General features: G+C 40.5%; 22 protein-coding genes and 1 pseudogene. 3 read left to right on the forward strand and 20 right to left on the reverse strand.

Annotation, left to right across the window (positions count from 1 at the left end; translation table 11 throughout):
* Positions 1-130: 130 nt before the first annotated feature.
* Positions 131-2,098, reverse strand: coding sequence for a methyl-accepting chemotaxis protein McpC (gene mcpC / locus V756_RS0120175; protein ID WP_024716259.1), 1,968 nt, complete (start codon positions 2,096-2,098; stop codon positions 131-133).
* A 152-nt stretch (positions 2,099-2,250) separates the two neighbouring features.
* Between mcpC and V756_RS1000000124760 the strand changes: the two are divergent.
* Positions 2,251-2,758: pseudogene (locus V756_RS1000000124760) on the forward strand (GNAT family N-acetyltransferase).
* Here V756_RS1000000124760 and splB read toward each other — a convergent pair.
* The 8 genes from splB to papB form a co-directional block, all read right to left on the reverse strand.
* Positions 2,755-3,783, reverse strand: coding sequence for a spore photoproduct lyase (splB, locus tag V756_RS0120185; protein WP_024716261.1), 1,029 nt, complete (start codon positions 3,781-3,783; stop codon positions 2,755-2,757). The pseudogene V756_RS1000000124760 and the gene splB sit on opposite strands and share 4 nt — an antisense overlap.
* A gap of 81 nt (positions 3,784-3,864) precedes the next feature.
* Entirely contained in the window at positions 3,865-4,104 is a 240-nt protein-coding gene (gene splA / locus V756_RS0120190) for a splAB operon transcriptional regulator SplA (protein WP_024716262.1), read from the reverse strand.
* Positions 4,105-4,194: 90 nt separating this feature from the next.
* On the reverse strand, positions 4,195-5,907 hold the full coding sequence (gene ptsP / locus V756_RS0120195; RefSeq protein ID WP_024716263.1) for a phosphoenolpyruvate--protein phosphotransferase: 1,713 nt from the start codon (positions 5,905-5,907) through the stop codon (positions 4,195-4,197).
* Entirely contained in the window at positions 5,907-6,173 is a 267-nt protein-coding gene (locus V756_RS0120200) for a phosphocarrier protein HPr (protein WP_003218637.1), read from the reverse strand. Before V756_RS0120200 ends, ptsP begins: the two co-directional genes overlap by 1 nt.
* A gap of 96 nt (positions 6,174-6,269) precedes the next feature.
* Positions 6,270-8,369, reverse strand: a complete 2,100-nt coding sequence (gene ptsG, locus V756_RS0120205) for a PTS glucose transporter subunit IIABC (RefSeq protein WP_024716264.1) — start codon at positions 8,367-8,369, stop codon at positions 6,270-6,272.
* Positions 8,370-8,597: 228 nt separating this feature from the next.
* The gene (gene glcT / locus V756_RS0120210) at positions 8,598-9,443 is read right to left on the reverse strand and encodes a glucose PTS transporter transcription antiterminator GlcT (protein WP_024716265.1); all 846 of its coding nucleotides are present in this window, start codon (positions 9,441-9,443) and stop codon (positions 8,598-8,600) included.
* A gap of 83 nt (positions 9,444-9,526) precedes the next feature.
* Complete coding sequence (locus tag V756_RS0120215; RefSeq protein WP_024716266.1) at positions 9,527-10,492, reverse strand: LacI family DNA-binding transcriptional regulator; 966 nt, start codon at positions 10,490-10,492, stop codon at positions 9,527-9,529.
* 280 nt (positions 10,493-10,772) lie between these two features.
* The gene (papB, locus tag V756_RS0120225; RefSeq protein ID WP_024716267.1) at positions 10,773-11,867 is read right to left on the reverse strand and encodes a di/tri-peptidase; all 1,095 of its coding nucleotides are present in this window, start codon (positions 11,865-11,867) and stop codon (positions 10,773-10,775) included.
* Between the two features lie 152 nt (positions 11,868-12,019).
* Between papB and V756_RS0120230 the strand changes: the two genes are divergently transcribed.
* Entirely contained in the window at positions 12,020-12,223 is a 204-nt protein-coding gene (locus V756_RS0120230; protein WP_024716268.1) for a hypothetical protein, read from the forward strand.
* Positions 12,224-12,260: 37 nt separating this feature from the next.
* On the opposite strand, the gene pfeT is transcribed toward V756_RS0120230, so the two are convergent.
* The 5 genes from pfeT to ykzS all read right to left on the reverse strand — a co-directional run bounded on the left by pfeT (position 12,261) and on the right by ykzS (position 17,535).
* Positions 12,261-14,174 carry a metal-transporting ATPase PfeT gene (pfeT, locus tag V756_RS0120235; protein WP_024716269.1) on the reverse strand — a complete coding sequence of 638 codons (1,914 nt, stop codon included), beginning with the start codon at positions 14,172-14,174 and terminating at the stop codon, positions 12,261-12,263.
* Between the two features lie 235 nt (positions 14,175-14,409).
* Complete coding sequence (gene stoA, locus V756_RS0120240; RefSeq protein ID WP_024716270.1) at positions 14,410-14,907, reverse strand: endospore biogenesis thiol-disulfide oxidoreductase StoA; 498 nt, start codon at positions 14,905-14,907, stop codon at positions 14,410-14,412.
* A gap of 49 nt (positions 14,908-14,956) precedes the next feature.
* Positions 14,957-16,294 carry a sporulation protein YkvU gene (ykvU, locus tag V756_RS0120245; RefSeq protein ID WP_024716271.1) on the reverse strand — a complete coding sequence of 446 codons (1,338 nt, stop codon included), beginning with the start codon at positions 16,292-16,294 and terminating at the stop codon, positions 14,957-14,959.
* A 117-nt stretch (positions 16,295-16,411) separates the two neighbouring features.
* Positions 16,412-17,041, reverse strand: coding sequence for a cell wall hydrolase (locus tag V756_RS0120250; RefSeq protein WP_024716272.1), 630 nt, complete (start codon positions 17,039-17,041; stop codon positions 16,412-16,414).
* Between the two features lie 299 nt (positions 17,042-17,340).
* Positions 17,341-17,535 (reverse strand): protein YkzS, encoded by a 195-nt coding sequence (gene ykzS, locus V756_RS0120255; RefSeq protein ID WP_024716273.1) that lies wholly within the window; start codon positions 17,533-17,535, stop codon positions 17,341-17,343.
* Between the two features lie 163 nt (positions 17,536-17,698).
* On the opposite strand from ykzS, the gene V756_RS0120260 reads away from it, so the two are divergent.
* Positions 17,699-17,884 carry a YkvS family protein gene (locus V756_RS0120260; RefSeq protein WP_003232446.1) on the forward strand — a complete coding sequence of 62 codons (186 nt, stop codon included), beginning with the start codon at positions 17,699-17,701 and terminating at the stop codon, positions 17,882-17,884.
* Positions 17,885-18,003: 119 nt separating this feature from the next.
* Here the strand turns inward: V756_RS0120260 and V756_RS0120265 are convergent, their stop codons facing one another.
* The 6 genes from V756_RS0120265 to V756_RS1000000123125 all read right to left on the reverse strand — a co-directional run bounded on the left by V756_RS0120265 (position 18,004) and on the right by V756_RS1000000123125 (position 22,409).
* A complete protein-coding gene (locus V756_RS0120265) occupies positions 18,004-18,294 on the reverse strand; it encodes a YkvR family protein (protein WP_024716274.1) in 291 nt (96 codons plus the stop codon).
* 733 nt (positions 18,295-19,027) lie between these two features.
* Complete coding sequence (locus V756_RS1000000123750) at positions 19,028-19,486, reverse strand: glycosyl hydrolase family 18 protein (RefSeq protein ID WP_255210055.1); 459 nt, start codon at positions 19,484-19,486, stop codon at positions 19,028-19,030.
* Positions 19,487-19,528: 42 nt separating this feature from the next.
* On the reverse strand, positions 19,529-19,651 hold the full coding sequence (locus V756_RS1000000124650) for a hypothetical protein (protein WP_255210056.1): 123 nt from the start codon (positions 19,649-19,651) through the stop codon (positions 19,529-19,531).
* 311 nt (positions 19,652-19,962) lie between these two features.
* Complete coding sequence (locus V756_RS0120275) at positions 19,963-20,970, reverse strand: retron St85 family RNA-directed DNA polymerase (RefSeq protein WP_024716275.1); 1,008 nt, start codon at positions 20,968-20,970, stop codon at positions 19,963-19,965.
* Between the two features lie 217 nt (positions 20,971-21,187).
* Positions 21,188-21,511, reverse strand: a complete 324-nt coding sequence (locus V756_RS1000000123120) for a hypothetical protein (protein WP_024716276.1) — start codon at positions 21,509-21,511, stop codon at positions 21,188-21,190.
* Positions 21,504-22,409, reverse strand: a complete 906-nt coding sequence (locus tag V756_RS1000000123125; RefSeq protein ID WP_024716277.1) for a phosphoribosyltransferase-like protein — start codon at positions 22,407-22,409, stop codon at positions 21,504-21,506. The genes V756_RS1000000123120 and V756_RS1000000123125 overlap by 8 nt, the downstream gene beginning before the upstream one ends.
* Positions 22,410-22,437: the final 28 nt, after the last annotated feature.

Consider the following 22,437-nt stretch of genomic DNA (forward strand, 5'->3'; position numbering starts at 1 on the left):
TTGTTTTGTTTTTAGTTAAAATTTATCATTTTTCCTTCATTTTCTAGTCTATCATATCTATTCTTTATATTGTAGACTCAAAAAATAAAAAAATCTCCAAAACAAATCATGTTTTGGAGATGAAATTGGATTACAATGTGAATTTCGCAATTGTGTTCATAAGCTCTTGGCTTGCATGTTTTAACGTTTCTGTTGAGTACTTGACTTTATCAAGAGTGATCAGCTGTTCATCAGTTGATGCGTTCACTTCCTCTGCTGCGGCAGCTGATTCCTGTGATATGGCTGAAATGCTTTGAATGGCTTCAGATATCGCGAGCTGTTCGTCACTCATTCTTTGAATTTCTTTGTAAATATGATCAATGCCTTGTACCAGCGATTGCATTTCTGTGGTTATCGTGTTTAATACCTCTCCTGTCTCATGAATGGCATTGTTTTGTTCATCATTCATTCTGCTTGCCTCAACCATTGCGTGAGAGGCCTCTTTTGTCTCAAGCTGGATAAGCTTCACAGTCTCGCTGATATGCTTTGTAGATAAAGCTGATTGTTCGGCAAGCTTCCGCACTTCATCGGCTACGACGGCAAAACCGCGGCCGCTTTCCCCGGCTCTGGCTGCCTCAATGCTGGCATTTAAAGCAAGCAAGTTGGTCTGGTCAGAAATATTCGAAATCGCAGTAACGACCTCTTCAATATTCTTTGTTTGATCTTCCAAATCAAGCAGCATCGTTTCAACCTTTTTCGTTTCCATGTTGGCTTCGTTTGATTTCATCAGCAGCTGGCCGAGCGCGTCAAGCCCCTTATAGCTTGCATCCTCAGACAATTTTGAGCGTTCTTTCATTCCGCCCGCCTCCTGAGCGATCTGTCTGATTTTTGTTGAAAGGTTTTCTGATTTTTCGTTGATAGTCTCAACTTCAGAAGCCTGTTCTGATGCTCCTGCGGCAACCTCCTCAATCGCTTTTGCAATTTGTCCGCTTGTTTCATTTGTTTCCGCAGAGACAGCCGTTAATTGCTCAGAGGTATCATATACTTTCCCTGATGAAAGTCTCACCTGCTCAACCATTTCCTTCATATTTTCAACCATCTGGTTAAAGTCTCTTGTTAACATACCGACTTCATCCTTGGATTTGGATTCCGCGTGCACTGTTAAATCGCCAGCGGAAACTGCTTTCGTTTTTACGATCAGCTGCTGTATCGGCCCGGTTATCGTTTTGGCCAGAAAGTAGCTGAGAATTATTGTGATGATGAGCGCAATCAATGAGATCCAAAGATTCGCCCGATTCATTTTATCTGAAATCCACATTAATTGATCTGTATCAAATTGCGTTCCGACTTTCCAGCCCGTTTCACCAATGGTTTGATACACAACCATTTTCCCATTTTCATCCTGTATCCCATTTTTCTCAGATGCAATGGCTTTCAATGTTTGATCCTTTGATATATTTTTCCCTTGGTTTGACGGGTGGGCTAATAGATTGCCGCTCGCATCAGCTAAAAAGGCAAATCCATTGTAAGGCACTTTTTGCTTATTGACCATACTCTGAATCGCAGAAAGTTTTAAGTCATAGCTGGCAACCCCGATTACTTTTTGCCCGTCAAGAACCGCTTTCGAAGCAGTGACAATCATATCTCCTGACACGACATCCTTATAGGGCTCCGTCCAAACGACTTGATCCGGTGTTTCAGCAGCAAGCTTATACCATGGTCTTGAAGTCGGATCATAATCATCAGCGAAATGGGCTTTCGGATATGTAAACATTTCTTTTTTTGCGGTGCCTATGTAAGCCATCGCAACATAATCATCGCTATCTTTGATTTGCTTAATGTCATCATTAAACAGCCGAGAAGCTTCTTTACTTGGTTTTGTTATAAATGTATGAGTTAATTCCCCATTAGCCAATCTTGATAAAGAAATAGCATAACTCTTTAATTGCAATTCAATATTTTGTTCAAGTGACTGTGTCACGTTTTGAGTTGTATTTTTCCCATCCTCTGTAATCATTGGTTTTAGTGTCAAATAAGAAGACAGCATTAAAAGAACAACTGTGACAATTAACATCAATGAAACAAAAACAGCAACCTTCATGTGAAGTTTTTTAAACAAACCAATCCCCTCCTAATTTCTATATCGGCCCTTTCGTTAAATAAATGAATAATCAAAAAATAAATTATATGAAAATCAGAACATATTTACTGAAAATTCAATTTTCTTCTCAAGGACACAACATACGGGGAGTGAACATGATAATCAAACAAATGGATGTACAAACGGCAGAAAATTTGAGGCTCTGTCCATTAGAAACTATACTGAGAGTAACATAAAAGGGCTGATTTCTCTTCAATGAGAATGTTCCCTCTCCGATTTTACAAGAATTGCTGTGGTCAGAGGAACCGTTGAAACCCCTAACCATACATGGGCGCAGGCAACAGACAACGGAGCTATTAGAAAGCATGACCCTCTTGAAATACTTTCAGTGGATATTTCTGTTTCTTCTCGTTATCGAAAGCAAAATGGCTGATGTACGAGCTGACTGTTGACGGGCGGCTGGAGCGCCTTCCCGGCGGCGGGCGCTTTCAATATGTTGGAATGGCGGGCAAGAAAAAAGACCATGTGCTGTTCTATCTCCCCCATTGCGGCCGTTCACCGATTCGTGTTTGTCAGACATGATTTAGAGGATAAAGAATCATTGAATTCCGGTGTTTTGATGGAATGGAAAATCCTTTTTATAAAAAAGCGAGCTGTTCATCACAACAGCCCGGTTAAGTGAAATATTCGATTTTTGCGTTAGGGAAATAATTATCAATATAGGATTCAAGCGCTTCTCGAAGAGCGTGCTCCTCATCTTTTTGATAAATATATTTTCCGATCCCGTAACGGCCCCATTTATAACGTCGCTTTTCTTCATCTAATTCGAGCTTCGTCTTCGGATAATTCTTCTCTATGACCCGTTTGGCTGGTTTTGTAAAACGGTGCTGAATTAATTCAAAAGTAATGTCATGTCTGACATCCTGCGGCAAAGCCGCATCAAGCTTTTCAAACAAATGTCTGTACCCTTCTTGCCAGCCTTCATGAATATAAATCGGCGCAACGATAAAACCTAGCGGGTACCCTGCTTTTGCAACCTTTACTGCCGCTTCTATCCGCTTATCAAGAGGGGAGGTTCCCGGCTCAAAGTGTTTAATCACATAGTCGGCATTAATACTGAATCTGAATCTCGTTTTCCCGTTATGCTTTGCATCTAATAGGTGATCGACATGATGGAATTTCGTTACAAATCTTAGCTTTCCAAGCTCACTTTGTCCAAAATGTTCAATGGCGCGCTTCAGCGTGTGTGTCAGATGATCGATTCCCACTATATCTGATGTACATGAGGCTTCGAACCTTGTGAACTCTGGTGCGCGCTCTTTCATATACTTATCCGCCTGGTCTAATATTTCTTCGACGTTTACATAGGTTCTGATATACGGCTTAGACCCCATCGTTGTTTGCAGATAGCAGTAATGGCAATGCCCCATACAGCCTGTTGCAAACGGAATGGCATATTCTGCCGAGGGTTTGGAAGAGTCAAACTTTAATGTTTTCCTCACACCGATAACTAAGGTTGACTTCGCGTTGCGGTATTGCTGAAGATGATTTTTCCCTGGAATGTTACGAACCTGATTGTGGGATGTCGTTTCTCTGATTTCAATTCCCATTTTCTCAAATTTATCTTGCAATTCTTGGGCCAGCGGATATTCGAGCGCTCTCGGTTCAATATACACAAGCTGCGGAACAAATGGATTTTGCATAATGCCACATCCTTTTCCTTTACTAACGTTACTTTTCTCATAAAACGGAAAGGATATGAGTTGTAATGATTTCCTTGTTACTCACTCATACGGGTCGATATCAAATAGTTCTTTGTAGAGAGATTTAGCTTCCTCATAATTTGAAAACACAGCATCGTCCTCTGCAAACGGATGATAGGTTTCATAAATAAACAGCGAAAGCTCACCTTCATGATATGGGTGATGCACGATTTCAGCTTCCTTTATGTGGGCAACATTGGCGGCGTGCGGATTTCTGTAGATCACGTAAACTGTATCTCCTGCATTAAATTGGTTTGACATACTATCCCTCCTAGCCATGTTATTGTGCCCTTCTATCCCCTTGCTTATGAAAAAAACCAGACTGGCCGGAGGCCGTCTGGTTTTTAGATATTACTTGAATGTTTCTTTTACGAACGCGACAACTTCTTCTGTCGTGCTCATAGATAAGATTTTTTCTTTGAATGACTGTGCTTCTTCTTTAGACAATTTGCTGATTTGTGTTCTTGCCGGAAGGATAGACGTTGCGCTCATTGAGAACTCATCTAAGCCTAAGCCGAGAAGGATCGGAATCGCAATCTCGTCTCCTGCCATTTCTCCGCACATGCCAACCCATTTACCTTCTTTATGTGCCGCTTCAATTACAAGTGTAATCAGGCGAAGGATTGCCGGGTTGTATGGCTGATACAGGTAAGATACACGTTCATTCATACGGTCAGCTGCCATTGTGTATTGGATCAAATCGTTTGTTCCGATACTGAAGAAGTCAACTTCTTTAGCAAACTGATCAGCGATGACTGCAGTTGACGGAATCTCAACCATCATACCGACTTCAATGTCGTCAGATACAGTCTGTCCCGCTTTTACGAGCTTTTCTTTCTCTTCAAGAAGGATCGCTTTTGCTTCTTTGAATTCGTTAACTGTCGCAATCATAGGGAACATGATTTTCAAGTTTCCGTATGTACTTGCACGAAGCAGCGCGCGAAGCTGTGTTCTGAAGATTTCTTGCTCTTCAAGACAAAGACGAATCGCTCTGTAACCTAAGAACGGGTTCATTTCTTTAGGAAGCTGCAGGTAAGGAAGCTCTTTGTCTCCGCCGATATCAAGTGTCCGCACGACAACTGATTTTCCTTCCATACGCTCAAGAACCGTTTTGTAAGCGTCAAATTGCTCATCTTCTGTAGGAAGCTGATCTCTTCCCATGTAAAGGAATTCCGTACGGTACAGGCCGACTGCTTCTCCGCCGTTTTCAAGAACGCCCTTTACATCATCAGGAGTCCCGATGTTCGCTGCAAGCTCGACATGATGGCCGTCTTTTGAAACAGTCGGTTCATTGACAAGCTTCGCCCACTCAGCTTTTTGAGCCAGATAAGCATTATGTTTTTCTTCATACTCTTTTACAGTTTCCGCAGCTGGGTCGATAATGACATCGCCATTAATACCGTCAACGATAACAGTCACGCCGTTTTGGATCGTGCCTGTAGCCGCTTTCGTTCCGACAACTGCAGGAATCTCAAGAGAGCGCGCCATGATGGCAGAGTGAGATGTGCGTCCGCCGATATCAGTTGTGAATCCTTTTACGAACTCACGGTTTAATTGAGCTGTATCAGACGGTGTTAAGTCTTCAGCTACAATAATAACCTCTTCTGAGATCATGCTTGGGTTTGGAATTTCAACGCCAAGCAGGTGGCCGGTTACGCGTTTTGTAACGTCGCGGATATCTGCCGCACGCTCTTTCATATATTCATTGTCCATGGATTCAAACATGGTAACAAACATAGAAGACGTTTCTTTTAAAGCGAATTCAGCGTTCACTGAATCAGTGCTGATTTTTTCTTTCACAGGGTTCAGAAGCTCAGGGTCACTGAGAACTAAAAGGTGAGCAGAAAAAATATCAGCTTTATCCTGACCCAGTTCTTTCAAAGCGTGCTCTTTGATTTTTTCGAGCTCTTCTTTTGAACGTGCAATCGCTTCATCGAAACGGCTTACTTCCGCTTCAGAATCAGAGATGTTTTTCTTTTCAACCGTTAAATCTGGCTCTTCAAGCCGGTACGCTTTTGCAATCGCGATGCCGGCTGAAGCGCCAATCCCTTTTAATTCTTGCATTACTCGCCGAGTCCTTCGCTTTTCATTGTTTCTTCTAAAGCGTTAAGAGCATCGTTTTCGTCAGCGCCAGTAGCAGAGATTGTGATCTCAGCGCCTTTAGCGATACCTAGAGACATAACACCCATGATAGATTTAAGGTTAACTGTTTTTCCGTTATATTCCAAGTTAACGTCAGCGTCATATTTGCTTGCAGTTTGTACTAGAACTGTCGCAGGACGAGCATGGATTCCAGAATCTGCAGTTACTTTAAATGTTTTTTGTGCCATTTTTATCATTCTCCTTTTAACTAAAAGCTATATTACTCCACAATATTATATCATACAGCCGTACTTGTCATCTGACAAGCACAGCGTACAAACACCTTATTTCTCAATCTTCACAATATCTTCTTGTTCTCTCTTGACTGAGCCGCTTGCTTGAATGCTGACTGATTCTCCTTCAGCAAGATTCGTAAATACAATCGGTGTCATGAGAGACGGTACATTCGGTTTGACTGCATCAAGATCGACTTCAAGAAGTTTTTGTCCGGGTTCAACGCGGTCTCCTTCTGATACGAAAGACGTAAATCCTTCGCCCTTCAAGCTGACAGTATCAATACCAAAGTGGATCAAAATTTCTCTTCCGCCATCAGATTGCAGGCCGATCGCATGTTTCGTCGGGAACACATTTAGAATTTTCCCTCGAACCGGTGATACGACAATACCTTCTGAAGGGAGAATCGCAAAACCGTCACCCATCATTTTTCCTGAGAAAACTTGGTCAGGAACATCGGTAATCGGGTGAATTTCCCCAGTGATCGGAGAAACGAAAACTTCTTCGCCGATTTCATTTTGCAGCGGTTCTGCAATCACTTCCTCAACCTGCTGACCTACTTCTTCCTGTGCGGATGTTTTCGGTTCAGGTCTTGGTTTGCGTCCCGCAATGATATCTTGCATTTGTGTTTTTAAACCGTCAGAACGCGGTCCAAAAATAGCCTGAATGTTATTGCCGACTTCAAGCACACCGGATGCGCCCAGCTGTTTCAGACGGTCTTTATCAACCTTTTTCTGATCGTTTACTGTCACACGCAGTCGAGTGATACAAGCATCAAGATGTTTGATGTTTTCCTGGTCACCCATTGCCTGAAGGATCTCATAAGGAAGATCTCCTGCTTCACCAGTTTTCCCAGATGCTGCTGTTTCAGTATCAGCATCCTCGCGTCCCGGTGTTTTCAGATTGAATTTGCGGATCGCAAATCGGAAGCCGAAGTAGTAAATGACCGCAATCCCTAAGCCGACAGGAATAACAAGCCACCATGCCGTCCGGTTCGGCAATATACCGAATAGGAAGTAGTCTATTAAACCTCCGGAGAATGTCATACCAATCTTAACATTCAACAGCTGCATGACCATGAATGAAAGTCCGGCGAACAGGCAGTGAATCGCAAACAGGATAGGGGCAACGAATAAGAAAGAGAATTCCAATGGCTCTGTGATCCCTGTTAAGAAGGATGTCAAGGCTGCTGATCCCATAATACCTGCAACAAGTTTTTTGTTTTGCGGTTTTGCTTCATGGTAAATCGCAAGCGCCGCAGCAGGCAGACCGAACATCATAAATGGATATTTCCCCGTCATGAACGTACCTGCTGTTAATTGTACGCCGTCTTTAATCTGCGCCATAAAGATACGCTGATCCCCGCGGATGATTTCCCCTGCTGCACTCTTATAGCTGAAGAATTCATACCAGAACGGCGAATAGAAAATGTGGTGCAAACCAAATGGGATAAGCGAACGTTCAATCACCCCGAAGATAAACGCAGCAAGGGTTGGATTCGCTTCCACTAATCCTGTTGAAAAGGCATTCAATCCATGCTGGATCGGAGGCCAGATCACTAACATAATAAGACCCAGAATCAGTGCAGAAATTGACGTAACAATTGGAACGAAACGTTTACCCGCAAAGAAACCAAGGTATTGCGGCAGTTCAATTGTGTAAAATTTGTTAAACAATAGTGCGGCTAACACACCGACGATAATACCGCCGAACACGCCAGTCGCCAAGGTAGGTATACCAAGCATGTTTACATAAGCAGGATGGTTTTCCGTAAAGAATTTGGCTCTTTCAATTGAATCAGAAGGAATGGTTCCGTTTGCAAGAAGAACCGCACTCATGGATACGTTCATTACCAGATAACCGATAATCGCCGCAATCCCTGCAACTCCATCACCGTTAGCAAGCCCGATGGCTACACCTACTGCGAAAAGAAGCGGAAGGTTATCAAAAACAATCTGCCCAGCGCTTTCCATCACACTTGCTACAAGCTGAACATTGTCATTGCTCAAGAAATGCAGGACTTGAATCATGTCCTTATTTTGCATCGCATTCCCAATCGCAAGCAAAATACCCGCAGCCGGAAGGATCGCAACTGGAAGCATAAGCGCACGCCCAATTTTTTGAAGAACGCCGAATAATGCTTTAAACATAGAATTGACCTCCTCTTTTTACTAGTCTGACCTTACAGCTAAAAATCATGACAACGAATTCACAGGCGTAAGTCTTCCAGTTTAACCGTTTACATTTGCCCTTTTACACAACAAAAAGGGCATGAGCAAAATTGGGTGCGCAAAAGAACGAGAATGGACTTCCCGTTTTTTCCCCTCAATCACTCATGCCTGATCGGATCAGTAACACGTTATAAGGATAAACTGAATCTATGAAATTTTATTGGTTAATCGGTACAGATGAAGCGTGAGATAAACCGCTTCCGCCTCATGAACTGGTTTCTTCAATGTTTGCTGTAAGATTTTAATCAATTTCCAAGCTGTATTGTAGCATAGCGGATATTCATTTTTCAATAATAACATTAATTTTTCTGGTTCTTTCGTCGGTTCTTCTTGTTTAATTCTTTCTATTGTATATCTGATATGCCGGATCAGCCGCAAATAGTTGACACTTTCCTTATTCACTTTCATTTGAAACGCGTCTTCAATCACTTCAACAAGTTGCGCCATCAGCTGCGAATGCTGATTGACTTCAGACAGCGGACGGTTTGTCAAAGCTGAATGGATGTGCAGGGCGATAAAACCAATCTCCCCTTCCGGAAGGCAGATTCCCGCTTTTTCATTGATCATATCTATGACTTCTATGGCAATTTGGTACTCCTCTGGATAAAGTGACTGAGTCTCCATTAAAAATGGATTTTTCATATCAAATCCCTGCTGCTGTCTTTTGATCGCAAATGCGATATGGTCTGTCAGCGCAATGTGAATATGTTCATTTAATGAGTGGTTCGTCCTGTTGCTTATGTGATAAATGACATCGTTTGAAATATCAACGAGCTTTTCATCTACATAGTCAAGGAGCTTTTTATACTGCTTTTGTTCCTTCTCGTCTTTTAAAATGAACATTTTATCGTAGCCTTTATCTTCAATGACATCATCTTGTTTTTTTCCGAAACCAATACCTTTTCCGATTAAAACGACTTCGCTGTATTTATGATGAGAAGCAATTAATACGTTATTATTCAGTACCTTTTTCACTGTGAAGGACCCATTCACGATCCTCAGCTCCTTTGTCATTCAATACCTCATATCGTACATAACGAACGGAATGCACGTCAAACCTTTTTTCGATGCTTTCACTAAACAGTCGATCTTTCGATGAGACGGTAATCCAGAACTTTCCTTTCATTCAATTGACCCTGAATTCTTTTTTTCAGCATAGCAAACGCCTGCTTTCCCATTTCCTTTGTCTGAATATCAATCGTTGTGATACCAAGCGCTTGGCTGATTTCGTGGTTATCAACGCTTAAGATTGCCAGCTCTTTGGGTACTTTTACTTTATGGGCCCTTGCTTCCAGTAACAGCCCTGCTGAAACCTGATCATTAGCTACAAAAATAGCCGTCGGCTTTTCCTCCCACTTTTTCCACTTATGAAAAAGCGCCTTCCCGTCATTAATTGTAATCGCTTTCTCCATCACCCAACCTTCACGAAATACCTCGCCGATCTCTTCCAATGCTTCTTTATAGGCTTTGATTCGAAAATAGCTGTTCATGCCTTTTTTTCTTGCCAGACAGATGGCTATTTTTTTGTGCCCTTTGGCAATTAAATAGTCCAAGCCGTACCGGAATGCTTCTTGGTGAGGAATGCTGATCGTTGGGAAACGGCTGATATCTGAATTCTGGCATAGCAATATCGGGCCCTCCCATTCCATAAGTTTCTCATCGGCTATCGCCTTTGAGCAAAAAATCAATCCGTCAACCTGGCGCTGCTTTAATTGGGACAGCGCAAAAATTTCTTTCTGTACATTGTAGTTTGTTTGGAATAAAGAGAGGTGAATTCCGGGTTCCGCTGCTGCATCGGCTATTCCTGCGATCAGCTCTGCAAAATAAGGCAGGTTAACCGTCGGCAAGACTACACCAATCATGTTTGAACATCCTTTCGACAAATGTACAGCGTGAATATTTCTCGTGTACTCCAATGCTTCCATTGCTTTAAGCACTCGATTTCTTTTGTCTTCACTGACGTAAGGATGATTGTTTATGACTCGGGAAACCGTTGTAACGGAGACACCGGCTTTTTCAGCAATGTCTTTGATATTAGCCATAGATTCCCTTCTTTCTAAATCCCTTGATCTGGAATGCGTTTCATACAATATGATAAGAGCGTACCAGACATATTTTATGTTTTTTGCTGAAAGGAGAAGATCACATGGGTTTCTTCATTTTAATTGGGTTATGTCTCACTGTTCTAGGCGGCAGCTGTCTTGCTGTGAAACCTCTCAACCAAAAACATGAAATTAAACCATTTCGAACATTTGATGATTTTTTTATTTAATGAAGATAAAAAAGGACGATGTCGAGAACAAAGTCCTTTTTTACTTCCTGTTACGGCAGTATGATTAATTCCTTCGGATATTGAGTCAGAGCAACCGCTCCGTCCTTTGTTACATGGACGTCATCCTCAATACGCACGCCGCCGATCTCAGGCACATAAATCCCCGGTTCGATCGTGTAAACCATGCCTTCCTGCAGCAGTGTATCGTTGGCTTGGCTCATTGATGGGTACTCATGGACAGAGATTCCGAGTCCGTGTCCCAGCCGGTGAGGAAAATAATCACCGTAACCTGCCTTTTCAATGATTCCGCGGGCAGTCAAATCCAGATCTCCGATTCTGACGCCGGGTTTGCTTGCCTCAATCGCGGCTTTTTCCGCTTGAAGCACGGTTTCATAAATATCCTCTTGCTTCGAATTGATGGTTTTATATGCAAACGTTCTTGTAATATCGGAGCAGTAGCCGTCAAGAATGACACCGAGATCGAATAAAACAAAATCACCCTTCTTCAACGTGGCTGTACCCGGATTTCCGTGAGGCTGGCCTGATTTCCCCCCGAATAAAACCATTGTGGAGAAAGACATGCCCTGAATTCCTTTTTTCTTCAGTTCATACTCGATTTGAGCGAGCACTTCCACTTCACTGATCCCTTCGCGCAAAGCGGCTGTGCCGACTTCAACACCATAATCGGCTAGCTTTGCCGCCTCTTTCAGCAAACGAATTTCATTGTCGTCTTTAATCAGGCGAAATTGATTGAGTGTTTCTTCTGCTGAAACAAATTGAGCCTCGCCCACTGAATGCTTCAGCTGTTCTGCACGAGAAAGTGAGATTGAATCCTTTTCTATCGCGAGTTTATGTATGCTGATATTTCGCTTTTTCAAGGCTTTCTCTATCAGCTCCCACGGATTTTCGTGATCTGCATAGCCAATGATTTCATGATTCCATCCTGCGTTGCGGGCCTGAGCTGCTTCCATTCCAGGACAGACGAAGAAAGGCTCCTCTTCTTGAAAAATAAATAAACCCATTAATCTTTCATGCGGCTCCGTGTAGAAACCGGTTAAATAAAAAACATTTTCTTTCGTATGAATAAATGCGGCAGTATGCCCTGCTTCCTTCAGCCATGAAGAGACGCGCTGTATTCTATTCACTTCTTGTTCCTCCCTGCCATTTGCAATACATTGTTCTGTCTTTATTGTAACAGGTTTTACGGGTGTTTGCCTTTCGCGGTGCCTTCATTTTGTTTCCTGCTCCTCTTCCTGTATACTGACAGTAGAGTTCAATCGCAGGGAGTTGTTCCGTTTTGCTGATGAATTTTTTCAGACGAAAAGCAGTGATGCTCTTAACGGTTTTGGGAATTTCCGCTCCTTTTATCGGCATGAAGATGGTCGGCTTTTATTATTACAGCTCTATCATAGGCTGTGCAGCAGGCTTCCTATGCTGCATCCTCGCTCTTATCATCGTTATGAAAAGATCGGATAAAGACAAAAAAGAAGGAAACGCTTGATACATAAAAAACCAGCAGCCCTAATGGACTGCTGGTTTTATTTTAGGAGTCTTAACCCGTTTAATATAACTAAAATCGTACTTCCCTCATGGCCGATCACACCAAATGGCAATTCCATCACCTGCAAAAAGTTTGCACAAATCAGCAGGCAGATCACTGCTAGAGAAAACACGATATTTTGTTTGATAATCTTGTTCATTTTCCGCGACAAGCGGCACATGTTGACGAGCTTTTTTAAATCGTTTTGCATGAGGACCATATCAGCGGTTTCAAGAGCAACATCTGTTCCTCCGCCCATTGCAATGCCGACATCCGCTGCTTTGAGTGCCGGCGCATCATTGATCCCGTCACCGACCATTGCAATCGTTCCGAATTCTTCTTTTAACCGTTTGATTTCATTCACTTTTTGGTCAGGCAGGCATTCTGCCGCAACAGTTGTCATTCCGGCTTCATTCGCTATCGCTTGAGCCGTGTCCTCATGATCTCCTGTCAGCATGGCCGTTTTAATCCCAAGCCGGTTCAGTTCTTCCATGACCTCTTTTGCTTCGGGCCTGATTTGATCTTTCAGTGCGATACAGCCGGCGATTTGATCATCCTTTTTCACAAATACAATCGTGTGGCCGCTTTGAATCACATCTGATGCTGTTTGTTTGATAAATTGTGCTGTGATTTCCTCACCGATAAAACCCGCTTTACCAATCTTCCATTTCGCGCCAGAGACTTCTGCCATCACGCCAAACCCTGATGTTTCTTCTATAGATATATAGCCGGACTGATTCACGCCGCGGCTTTCAGCGTATGTTGTGATCGCTTGAGCGAGCGGATGGCTTGATTGCGTTTCAATAGCATAGACAGCCTCAAGCACCTCCGTTTCATTGAACCCTTCTGCGATTCTGATCGTCTCAACGGCAGGCTGGCCTTTTGTTACAGTGCCCGTTTTATCAAAGGCGATCATTTGCACAGAGCCGAGCTGTTCAAGAAAGACGCTTCCTTTTACAAGCATGCCGTTGCGAGCGCCATTTGAAATCAAAGAAAGCGCTGCTGGCATAATAGAGGCGACAAGCGCACAAGGTGAAGCGACAACCATAAACACCATTGCGCGGTAGAAGGTTTCACTCCAGCTCCAGCCCAGCGCAAAGTGCGGGACGAATAACAGGAGAGCCACCGCAATTAACACACCTTTAACATAAGCATTTTCAAATCGTTCGATGAAAGCCTGTGCGGGTGAAACACTGTTTTGCGCAGATTCAACCAGTTTGATAATTTTTCTGAATAACGAATCTTCATTGGCTTTCGTGACACGGACGGTCAAGGAGCCGTTGCGATTCACAGTTCCCGTAAATACAGCGTCGCCGGTATTTTTTTCTACAGGCATTGATTCACCTGTTAATGCTGACTCATCAAGGCTTGTTGAGCCCGATTCGATGACACCGTCTGCCGCTACGCGTTCTCCTGGTTTAATCACAATCATGTCACCGGCCTGCAAGTCCGAAACCGGAACTTTTTTGGTTTCGCCATTGACCATCAATGTTGCTTCTTCAGGCTCAAGCTGCATTAAAGATGTTAAATCTCTGCTGCTTTTATTCATCGTATATGTTTCTAAAGCGCCGCTTAAGGAAAAAATAAATATTAAAATAGCACCCTCCGCCCAGTATCCGATCAAGGCTGAGCCTATGGCGGCAAAAATCATTAACAGTTCTACATTCAGCGTTTTGGATTCGAGTGTTTCTTCGATTCCTTCCTTTGCTTTTGCAAATCCGCCAATCACAAAAGCCAGCAAGTAAAGCGTTACCGAAAATACTGGATGTTCAGATAAGAGCCAGCCTGCCAAAATAAGCGCGCCTGATACAAGAGCTGCAATAAGCTCCGCATGCTGTGCCCAGTTCTTTTCTCTCTGTTCTGTTTGTAATGGCTCTTGCGGATCACGTTGAACGATAACTTCTTCATTCATATCGAATTCTCCTCTCTAATTGAGAACGCAAATCATATTCATTTCTCTTATAAAAAACAAAATCGCCGCCCAAAAGGCAGCTTGATCTCAGTTATTTCTTGATATCTTCCTTTATTATAGCATGCGGGTTGAGAATTTCAATTATAATTATTTTAATTTCTTTTTGATAATAATTATCATTAATAATTAGCCAATTCTCCACGATATGAAAAAAGCTGAGAGCATATGCTCTCAGCTATTCTTCCGTCCATTCTCTCAGTTGTTCCGCCGTCATCGGGCCAGTCTTTGTTTTTTCAATTTCTCCCTTTTCATTCAGCAAAAACGATGTCGGGATTGTGATGATGTGATACTCCTTCATCAATTCTCCTTTTGAATCAAGAACAATCGGGAACGTCAGCTTGTTAGCTTTAATAAAGTCTTCAACAGCTTGCTGGTTTTGTTCCGAGTTCACTAAATTCACCGTTATCAGCCTTACGCTGCCTGATTGGTGGGCATCATAAAATGATTGGAACTGGGGAAGCTCCTTTTTGCAGGGCGGACACCACGAGGTCCAAAAATGGAGGATGGTTTTTTGCCCTTTATTCGGAATCGAGATATCCTCCCCTTCTATCGTTTTCATAAGAAAAACAGCAGGAACTGCAGGCTGTTTTTCCTCGGCAGCTGCTGTATCAGGAAACCATGCAATCATCACCAATAACAAAAGGGATAAGGTAAGCAAGCGTTTCGTGAACATGGAATCTTCCTTTCATGCTTTTCAATTAGCTTGCCCCAGCTTTTCTTTATCATCCTTCAATCCGCGGCGTTCTGTTTCCTCCTGTAAGGAAAACAGATACCTGCAGCGCTTTGCAGATCGTGGCATAGTGAAGGCTCGTCAGCAAAATCATGCCGGTATTCATTCCCAAGATAATCCCGAGCATTTGCAAATTTTCCATTGATCCCAGCACATACATCATACTTAGTGCAACGATATGGCTCCACACATTGTGATAAAAAGCCTCTTTCACAAACCCCATCCCGATTAAACACGCCTGAAGCGGCATGACAAACAGATGGAAAAGAAAGTATGGCCACAATAGCTGCAAGTAATACTGCGCTTCAGGAGAGTGAAAAAAAAGATGTGTGAGAGGTCCCGCAAACTGGAACATGATCCAGACAGCCGGTATGCCGTATCCAAGTGTAATGAAAATGGACTGCTTCAGCCTTTTTAGTACGATATCATACTGCGAAAGCGCATAAGCTTCCGAAATACTCGGTATCATGACAACCATTAACGAATGAGCAATAAAAGCGGGAAACGCCCCTATCGTTACAGCCACTCCGGCCAGCATCCCGTATTGATCGATCGCCGCTGTCCCGGCAACGCCCGCTGCCAAAAGCGCTCCTTTTACTAAAAAAGGTTCAATCGCGTTGACAACTGCATGGAAAATGCGCAGTCCTGTTGTAGGAATGGAAACGGCAAGCAGTCTTTTTCTCACATCCTTTCCGCGCAAATGAATGTGCTGCTGACCGGCTACCGCCCGCCTTGCTATGATGAATTGCGAGTATAAATAAACAAGCACGACCACATCACTTACCACTAGGACAAACAAGGAAATCAGCACAGCCATGTCCAATTCAAATGAGTACCATTGAAAAAAGAGGAATAAGCACAAGAGCTGGATGATTTTTTTCATCACATTGGCGATTGCGATCTTCCCCATTTTCTGCACACCCATAAAGTAGCCTCTGGCAATTGATGTAAAGGCGACAACAGGAATTAAGCCGATGACAATTCCTTTAATAAACGGGTGGTATGTATCAAATACCGGAATAAACGGAAGCGCAATACTGGCGGCGGCAGTAGAAAACGCTGTAAAAATGGCTGTCATTCTGAAAGCGTGCCTCAGCATGCTTTCATGAAGCTTAGGATTGGATTCGGCTATGAATTTAGAAATCGAGATCGGCAGTTCCAGGCTTGCGATGACAATAATTAAAAAGATCGTGGGCAAAATACTCATGTAAAGCCCCATCCCATGCTCGCCAAGCTCCCGCGCCAAAATCATGTTCACGACAAATTCAAGGCATTCAGCGAAAAAGGCGGCAATAGATAAAAGAATGATCCCTTTCACAAATCGATTCATGGTGTCTCCCCTTGTCTCTTGTACTACCAACATCATATGAGACAAGTTCAAAAAATATTTTATTTTTACTCTTTATATGAAAAAAAGCACAGCTGAGACCATTTGTCTCTTCTATGCTTAGATGGCAAAAACATGCCTGCCGATTTTTTCTACGGTTTTTCTAGAACGAATCCAATTATCTGAAGCTGTTTTCGGATTATAAAAGAATATGGCATCTGTTTCTCTATTTTTTGAGGACATCGCTTCTTTGGCAGCAGCAATCGATTCTTTATCAGGCTTTTGATTAATGCTTCCGTTTCCAACCGGTTCAAAGGCGTTTTTCTGATAAATAACCCCTCTTATGGTATCAGGAAACCCTTTTTTCTCCGTCCTGTTCAGCACAACGCTTGCTACAGCGACCTTGCCCTTATAGGATTCTCCCTTAGCCTCTGCGTGAACCAGACGGGAGAGCAATTCTTTTTCAGACGTTGTATATGTCTCTTTCTTTTCAGTTGTTTTATCTGGCTTGTCATTCTCTTTCTTTTCAGTGTGTGCTGATAGCTTGATCGGCTTTATTTTTTTCTGGTCCTTATCAGCAGACAGTGAAGGGAAAGATTCGTATCTGTCTTTCTCTATATGGGTAAGCCATTTCGCTTCTTCATGTTTTGTCTTCTTTGTGCTCAGTAGTGAAGCATGTGTATGTTCAATTTTTGCTGCAGGCATGAAACAAAGAAGAAAAACAGCCAGAGCAGTGAATTTCGCCGTCATACAGTTTCCTCCTTAAAGTGCTCAAAAAAACACTTTACTACCTTAACAAGAGATCAATACATTTTCACGGAAAAAGATTTTCCAACAATCCCAAGGAGGCACGAGAATGGAATATGCAGGATAACCGTCTGGTTAATGGAAGGAAAACAACCTATACATTCTATAATTTTTGGAAATACAACACACATTTATCCACTTTTGGTGATTTACAATTTATTTACGCCTGTTACAGCCGAGTGTAATAAAGGGCTTGGAAGTTGTCATATATGATAAAAAGGCTTCTCACGGATGAGAAACCTTCAGCTTCTTGGCTGTTCTAAGTATTGAAAGATGACATCTCCGCCTTGCTGGGCAATTCCTCGGAAATGTTTAAAATCAGCTTGTTTAGATAACACGGACCTAAAATCCAGGAAATGCTCCTTCTGGACTCTCAGTTCGTTTATGGCGCCGGTGCGCAGCTGTTCAATCATTTCTGTTATCTCTTCGGGACGCAACAAAAGTTCCCCCCTTTCTTTCTTTGGACGAAAATCAATATATCATCTTTATAGCGACAGGACAATTCATATGGAGAGAAAACTCCTTATCGCTTTACTTCTCAATAAAAATACTGCAAAATACTTTCAAAAGGCATTATTATGTTAAAAGGAGAGGAAGCTTGTGAAAATCGCTAAGGTTGGAAACGTCATTGAATTTAAAAACGGATTAACCGGTGTTGTTGAAAAAGTAAATGAGAATTCTGTTATCGTTGATGTGACGATCATGGATAACTATCGGGATCTTGAGTTAGATTCATTGACAGTTGTCAATCATAAAAATTATAAGATCATCAGAGACTCCTATTAAAACCTCCTAATTTCCACATTCTTTCGCAAAAACTGCAAGACAAAAATTAAACACCTTACATATGAAATTCGCTTTCTCAAAAGCTGCCGACCGGCAGCTTTTTTACATAAAAACACCGATCACGAATCGGCGTTTTTGTCTATTTCAGTTATTTCTATATAAAACTCGCTGACGGCTCCCGGTTCGTACAGGTTGGTCAATGACGTTGAATAATTTGTGATTTCTCCCCGGAAGGCAAGATCGCGTTCCGGAACCTCAACATTAAATGTTTTTTCATACAACAGGACAGCGATATCATGGTAAGTCTCACTCGTAACGTTTAAGGTAAATGCAATTTTTCGCTTCGGCTCGCTCTCCTCTTGATATGCAGCCATTTCTAACGTTACATTGTTTAACCGCAATGTCTTCACTTCGTATCACTCCTTTATAATCCATGCATCTTAGCATACCTTAACGAACGTTTACAATAAATCTGTTCTGATCAGTTATGTTAACCAATTCTTCAGAAAAGACACCTTTACAAACATACGTTCGATCGACTATAATAAAACTGACGAGCTGCCATCCAGCATCCCGTCTTTTCATTAGAAAGCGGCGAGTGGAAATCCCCCCGGATTCACTCGTCTTTTTTATGTAAAAACCTCCTCATTTCTCAGGAGAAACTATATGATCGATTATCAACAAGTCATGTTTCACCATGCGTACCTTGGCGCCTTGAATTTCCCCATCCTTTAATGAGAGCGGTCAATCAATTCTCATCATGTTTTTTAGATAAACCAGCATCCATTCAGGAAGTATATGAGTGTATGTTTTTAAAGTTCTAGTTATTCGTGCGCTTCCATATTGATCCTGAACAATTCTGAATGAAATGCAATAATCCTGCTATTAAGGTAGCATGTGTATGACTTAAATCATGGAAGCAGAATAAATTCAACACATCCGTAATTACTTGAAATGCGTACTACAACATAAGTTTGAATGGGGATTTCAAGCCCAATGTAATGTCTCGTATAGAACATTTCGGGAGAAGGGCCTATGGAATGCCCACACTGTTTTACCCGCACTCGTAATAAACTCCTTTCAGTATGTCCATTTAGAGATTCATTGCAATTATCTTCGAATTTTGTTCTGAACTATAAATCATTATATATTTTTAAACACTGTATTCCAGACTGACGCATCTTCTTGTCCAAGACTCCAGCTGCCAAGACCTTTCAGATTATATTTTTGAGCGAGTTTTATTTTTGCTCTGAGTGACTGTTCATTTTCAAACCATAATGTATATGTTCCCGAAGGCAACGGCCCCTTGTTATCGTGATTGACAGTAAAAATAGCTTTTGGAGATTGACTCTTGGTGTCAAAAATAATTGTCCCGCTATGCCTTTTTACTAATGAGTCAACAAGGTAAAGGGGAATGGCTTGAGAGGCAGATTGGCCTTCCATCCAGCAGCGGCCATAGAATGGCAATCCTAAAACTAGTTTTTGAGGAGAGATTTTTTGGGTCAGAACATATTGAATGGACTTTTCCACCCATCCTATACTTGCGGTAGGCCCAGCAAGGCGGCTTTCATCATAGGCCATAACCATAAGATAGTCTGCCACTGCAACTGATACCTCTTTATCTCCAGAAATACTTTTTTACAATTATAATAAAATCCAAATTACTTCCAGTCTTTTTTCTGGAAGGTTTTCTATATCGATATTAGCTCCGTCCAAATCTAGTCCTTCTATTCCAAGAGCCAAAAGCACTCGATTCTTTATTGCCAATCATCCCAAATCCTGATCCCAATGATTGCTTAGAAGAGGAACCAAAAAATAATAACTTGACAATATAAAAAAGAGTAACATTTTTAATACTACTCTCCTAAAAAATTTGATACTATTTGTACCCAACATACTCAATTCTGTCATATTATTTTTAAAATATACCTTTTTACATTTGAAATATTTAACTCTAACAAAAATTAAAAAGCAAATTTTATATTAGTCTGTATTAACTATATATAATACCCATTGTCAGCTTCAATATAAAAAGGAGACTCAATAACAGAGTTAAGTCACACTATGCATTGTATAACCTATGTTTCCCAATCTATTTTTTTTAATTCCTCGATAAATTTTGTTCCAGTATCAGGTTCTACCATTTTAATAAAATAAGCTAAACCATATAAGTGTCCGTTGTAATTAGATTTAGTAACTCCTTGTTTCCCCAAACTACTACTTACGCCATATTTTTTAGCGTAATAAATTTGCTGCCTTAAATACTTCTTAGTTTTTTGCGGAACACTTAATTTATCATTAACAATTAACCCTGTTACCATCTGTTGATGATAACTAAATTGTATTCTAACCTTTTTTTCATTCAGTTCAAATTTTTCTTCTTTAATTACACGTTTTATTAATTTGATATATTTAGCAATTTCTTTATTTCCAGAAAAAGTTAAATCATCTGCATACCTTGTGTAACATGCACCCATATGGTCAGCTAAGCTTGAAAGTCTTGAGTCTAATCTTTCACAAATAAGATTAGATAAATAAGGACTAGAAGGTGCCCCTTGAGGTAATTCATTATCAAGTGTACATATTCCTGTAAAGAGCATAGAAAGATGCCTAGTGAACCCTAAACCTTTAAATAAGTTATAAACCCAAATATATTTAATACTTGGAAAGAAATCTTTAAGGTCTAGATTTATTACACATTCTTTTCCTATATGGGGCTTTGCATTATCAACAATTGATTTTTGAGGTACAAAACCTGTAGCGACCTTGGAAGAATCTAATCTATACAACACGTTTTCAAGAATCCACTTTTGGATATACTTTAAATTTTCTGATGGTGCGTTTAGCTTTCTACTACCACCTGTTTTTTTAGGGATAACAACAGTTCTGTATAATGTTGATGCTAATTCATAATATGAATATAATTCTTTAGTTTCTATACCAATAAGTTTTGCCAAATGGATTGCATCAAAAATTATTGGTAAACCCTTTTTATCAAGATTAGTCGCATAGGCAACACATAAATTAATGTAATCCTCGCTAAATTGTTCTTCTTCCATCATTTTCTTGAGATTATCTATATTCATTATTTTCTCCGAATGTTTTCTACTAGATTATTTAATTTAACTGATCACCATAACAAAATTTTTGACCTCGGGGATTTTGTTATGGTGATCCAACAAAGCGATCTTCTTTGTTGGATCAGTACTAATTTTCGCTCTTTAAAATTAGTACTGATACAGCTACATAGTAACGTTACAACACGAATAGCGACTCGCTATTCAATTCTAGAAAACATTATATTTATATCTTAAAATTTTTAGGTATATAAATATCAGCAAATGTTAACGGTTTTTCAATAAATTTAAGTGTCACTGTGTCTTGTTGGAACAAGTCTGTTATAGATACGTTTAACAAGCCTTTTTCTTTTAATAGTAGCTCAGCTTTGTTAGTCAAAACTAATCTACTAGTTTTTTTGCTTAACATACCTTTACTTATTAAATCATCCAGCGACTTCTTCATTTGATTAGTGGAAAAATTACAAAGTTCTTTAATTTCTGAGAACAAATATGCATCTCGATATTCATTTAAATATGTTAGAATTAGAAGTTCTTTAAACTCAACCATTGACTGAATTCTCCATTTTTTTAACATTATAAGGAACAGACTTCTTTTTTATTTTTTTGAAAGCCGGCCTTTTGTCATCTCTAGGAAATAATCCTTTCCACTTTGTATTTTCAAACCAAAATGAACTCAAGGTGTTATTAGGAGTATTTCTAAAAAAAGAAACAATCGCCTGGCTATTTTCATATCCGAGTATATTATTGGATTCTTTCCTCCATAAGGTTCTTTCAAAATCTCTTAACAACATTTCGTTGTCTTTACAGGTCTCGCAAAAAATATAGTTTTCGCTAAAAGCCTTTTTATGTAAATTATGACAAATAATTTTACACTTGAACTCATTTGTATTGAAGAAATTTTCTAAATAATCTTTTCCTTCTTCAAGCATTTCGATACAGAAAATAAAACAATTTACTTTTAATAGTTTCTTTTTGTTTTTCTCAAAGAATCTCTTTACCGTTTTACCCGAACCAATAATATCATCTATAAATATCACATTATGAATATTATCAAAATCCTCAATATTAAGCTTTTCAATATCATAACTAAAATGGTTAGAAATGTTGTTGAGCACCTTAAATTCTTCTAAAAAAAAATTTGAACTGTCAATTTTAGAGTCATCTTCAATTCTCGAATATATTGTAAAATCTTCATCTAGCTTTAATTCTTTTGTAATAATGCTATAAAATTTTACTATTAATTGATCTAAACGTTCTCTTGAATAATAATTATAGTGCCTCACAAGGTCTAAAAAGACTTTTCCTAAATCTGTGTTAGAACCTAATTGACTTACAAATCTTCCTAACTTACCACTAAAGTTTTGGGTCTTAGAATCTTCGCCCCATCTTTTGATACAAGAAGCGGCTATTTTTTGTATTTCAGTTAATTGTCGTTGTTCGGTCACAAAAAAACACTCCTAGAAAAACTAAAAG

The organism is Bacillus tequilensis KCTC 13622 (assembly GCF_000507145.1).
GTDB lineage: Bacteria > Bacillota > Bacilli > Bacillales > Bacillaceae > Bacillus > Bacillus tequilensis.

Coding starts and splice junctions, on each gene's coding strand:
- splB (WP_024716261.1), bottom strand. CDS start 3,783: ATGCAAAATCCATTTGTTCCGCAGCTTGTGTATATTGAACCGAGAGCG.
- splA (WP_024716262.1), bottom strand. CDS start 4,104: ATGTCAAACCAATTTAATGCAGGAGATACAGTTTACGTGATCTACAGA.
- ptsP (WP_024716263.1), bottom strand. CDS start 5,907: ATGCAAGAATTAAAAGGGATTGGCGCTTCAGCCGGCATCGCGATTGCA.
- V756_RS0120200 (WP_003218637.1), bottom strand. CDS start 6,173: ATGGCACAAAAAACATTTAAAGTAACTGCAGATTCTGGAATCCATGCT.
- ptsG (WP_024716264.1), bottom strand. CDS start 8,369: ATGTTTAAAGCATTATTCGGCGTTCTTCAAAAAATTGGGCGTGCGCTT.
- V756_RS0120215 (WP_024716266.1), bottom strand. CDS start 10,492: ATGGCTAATATCAAAGACATTGCTGAAAAAGCCGGTGTCTCCGTTACA.
- pfeT (WP_024716269.1), bottom strand. CDS start 14,174: ATGAATGAAGAAGTTATCGTTCAACGTGATCCGCAAGAGCCATTACAA.
- stoA (WP_024716270.1), bottom strand. CDS start 14,907: ATGTTCACGAAACGCTTGCTTACCTTATCCCTTTTGTTATTGGTGATG.
- ykvU (WP_024716271.1), bottom strand. CDS start 16,294: ATGAATCGATTTGTGAAAGGGATCATTCTTTTATCTATTGCCGCCTTT.
- V756_RS0120250 (WP_024716272.1), bottom strand. CDS start 17,041: ATGACGGCGAAATTCACTGCTCTGGCTGTTTTTCTTCTTTGTTTCATG.
- V756_RS0120275 (WP_024716275.1), bottom strand. CDS start 20,970: ATGAATATAGATAATCTCAAGAAAATGATGGAAGAAGAACAATTTAGC.
- V756_RS1000000123120 (WP_024716276.1), bottom strand. CDS start 21,511: ATGGTTGAGTTTAAAGAACTTCTAATTCTAACATATTTAAATGAATAT.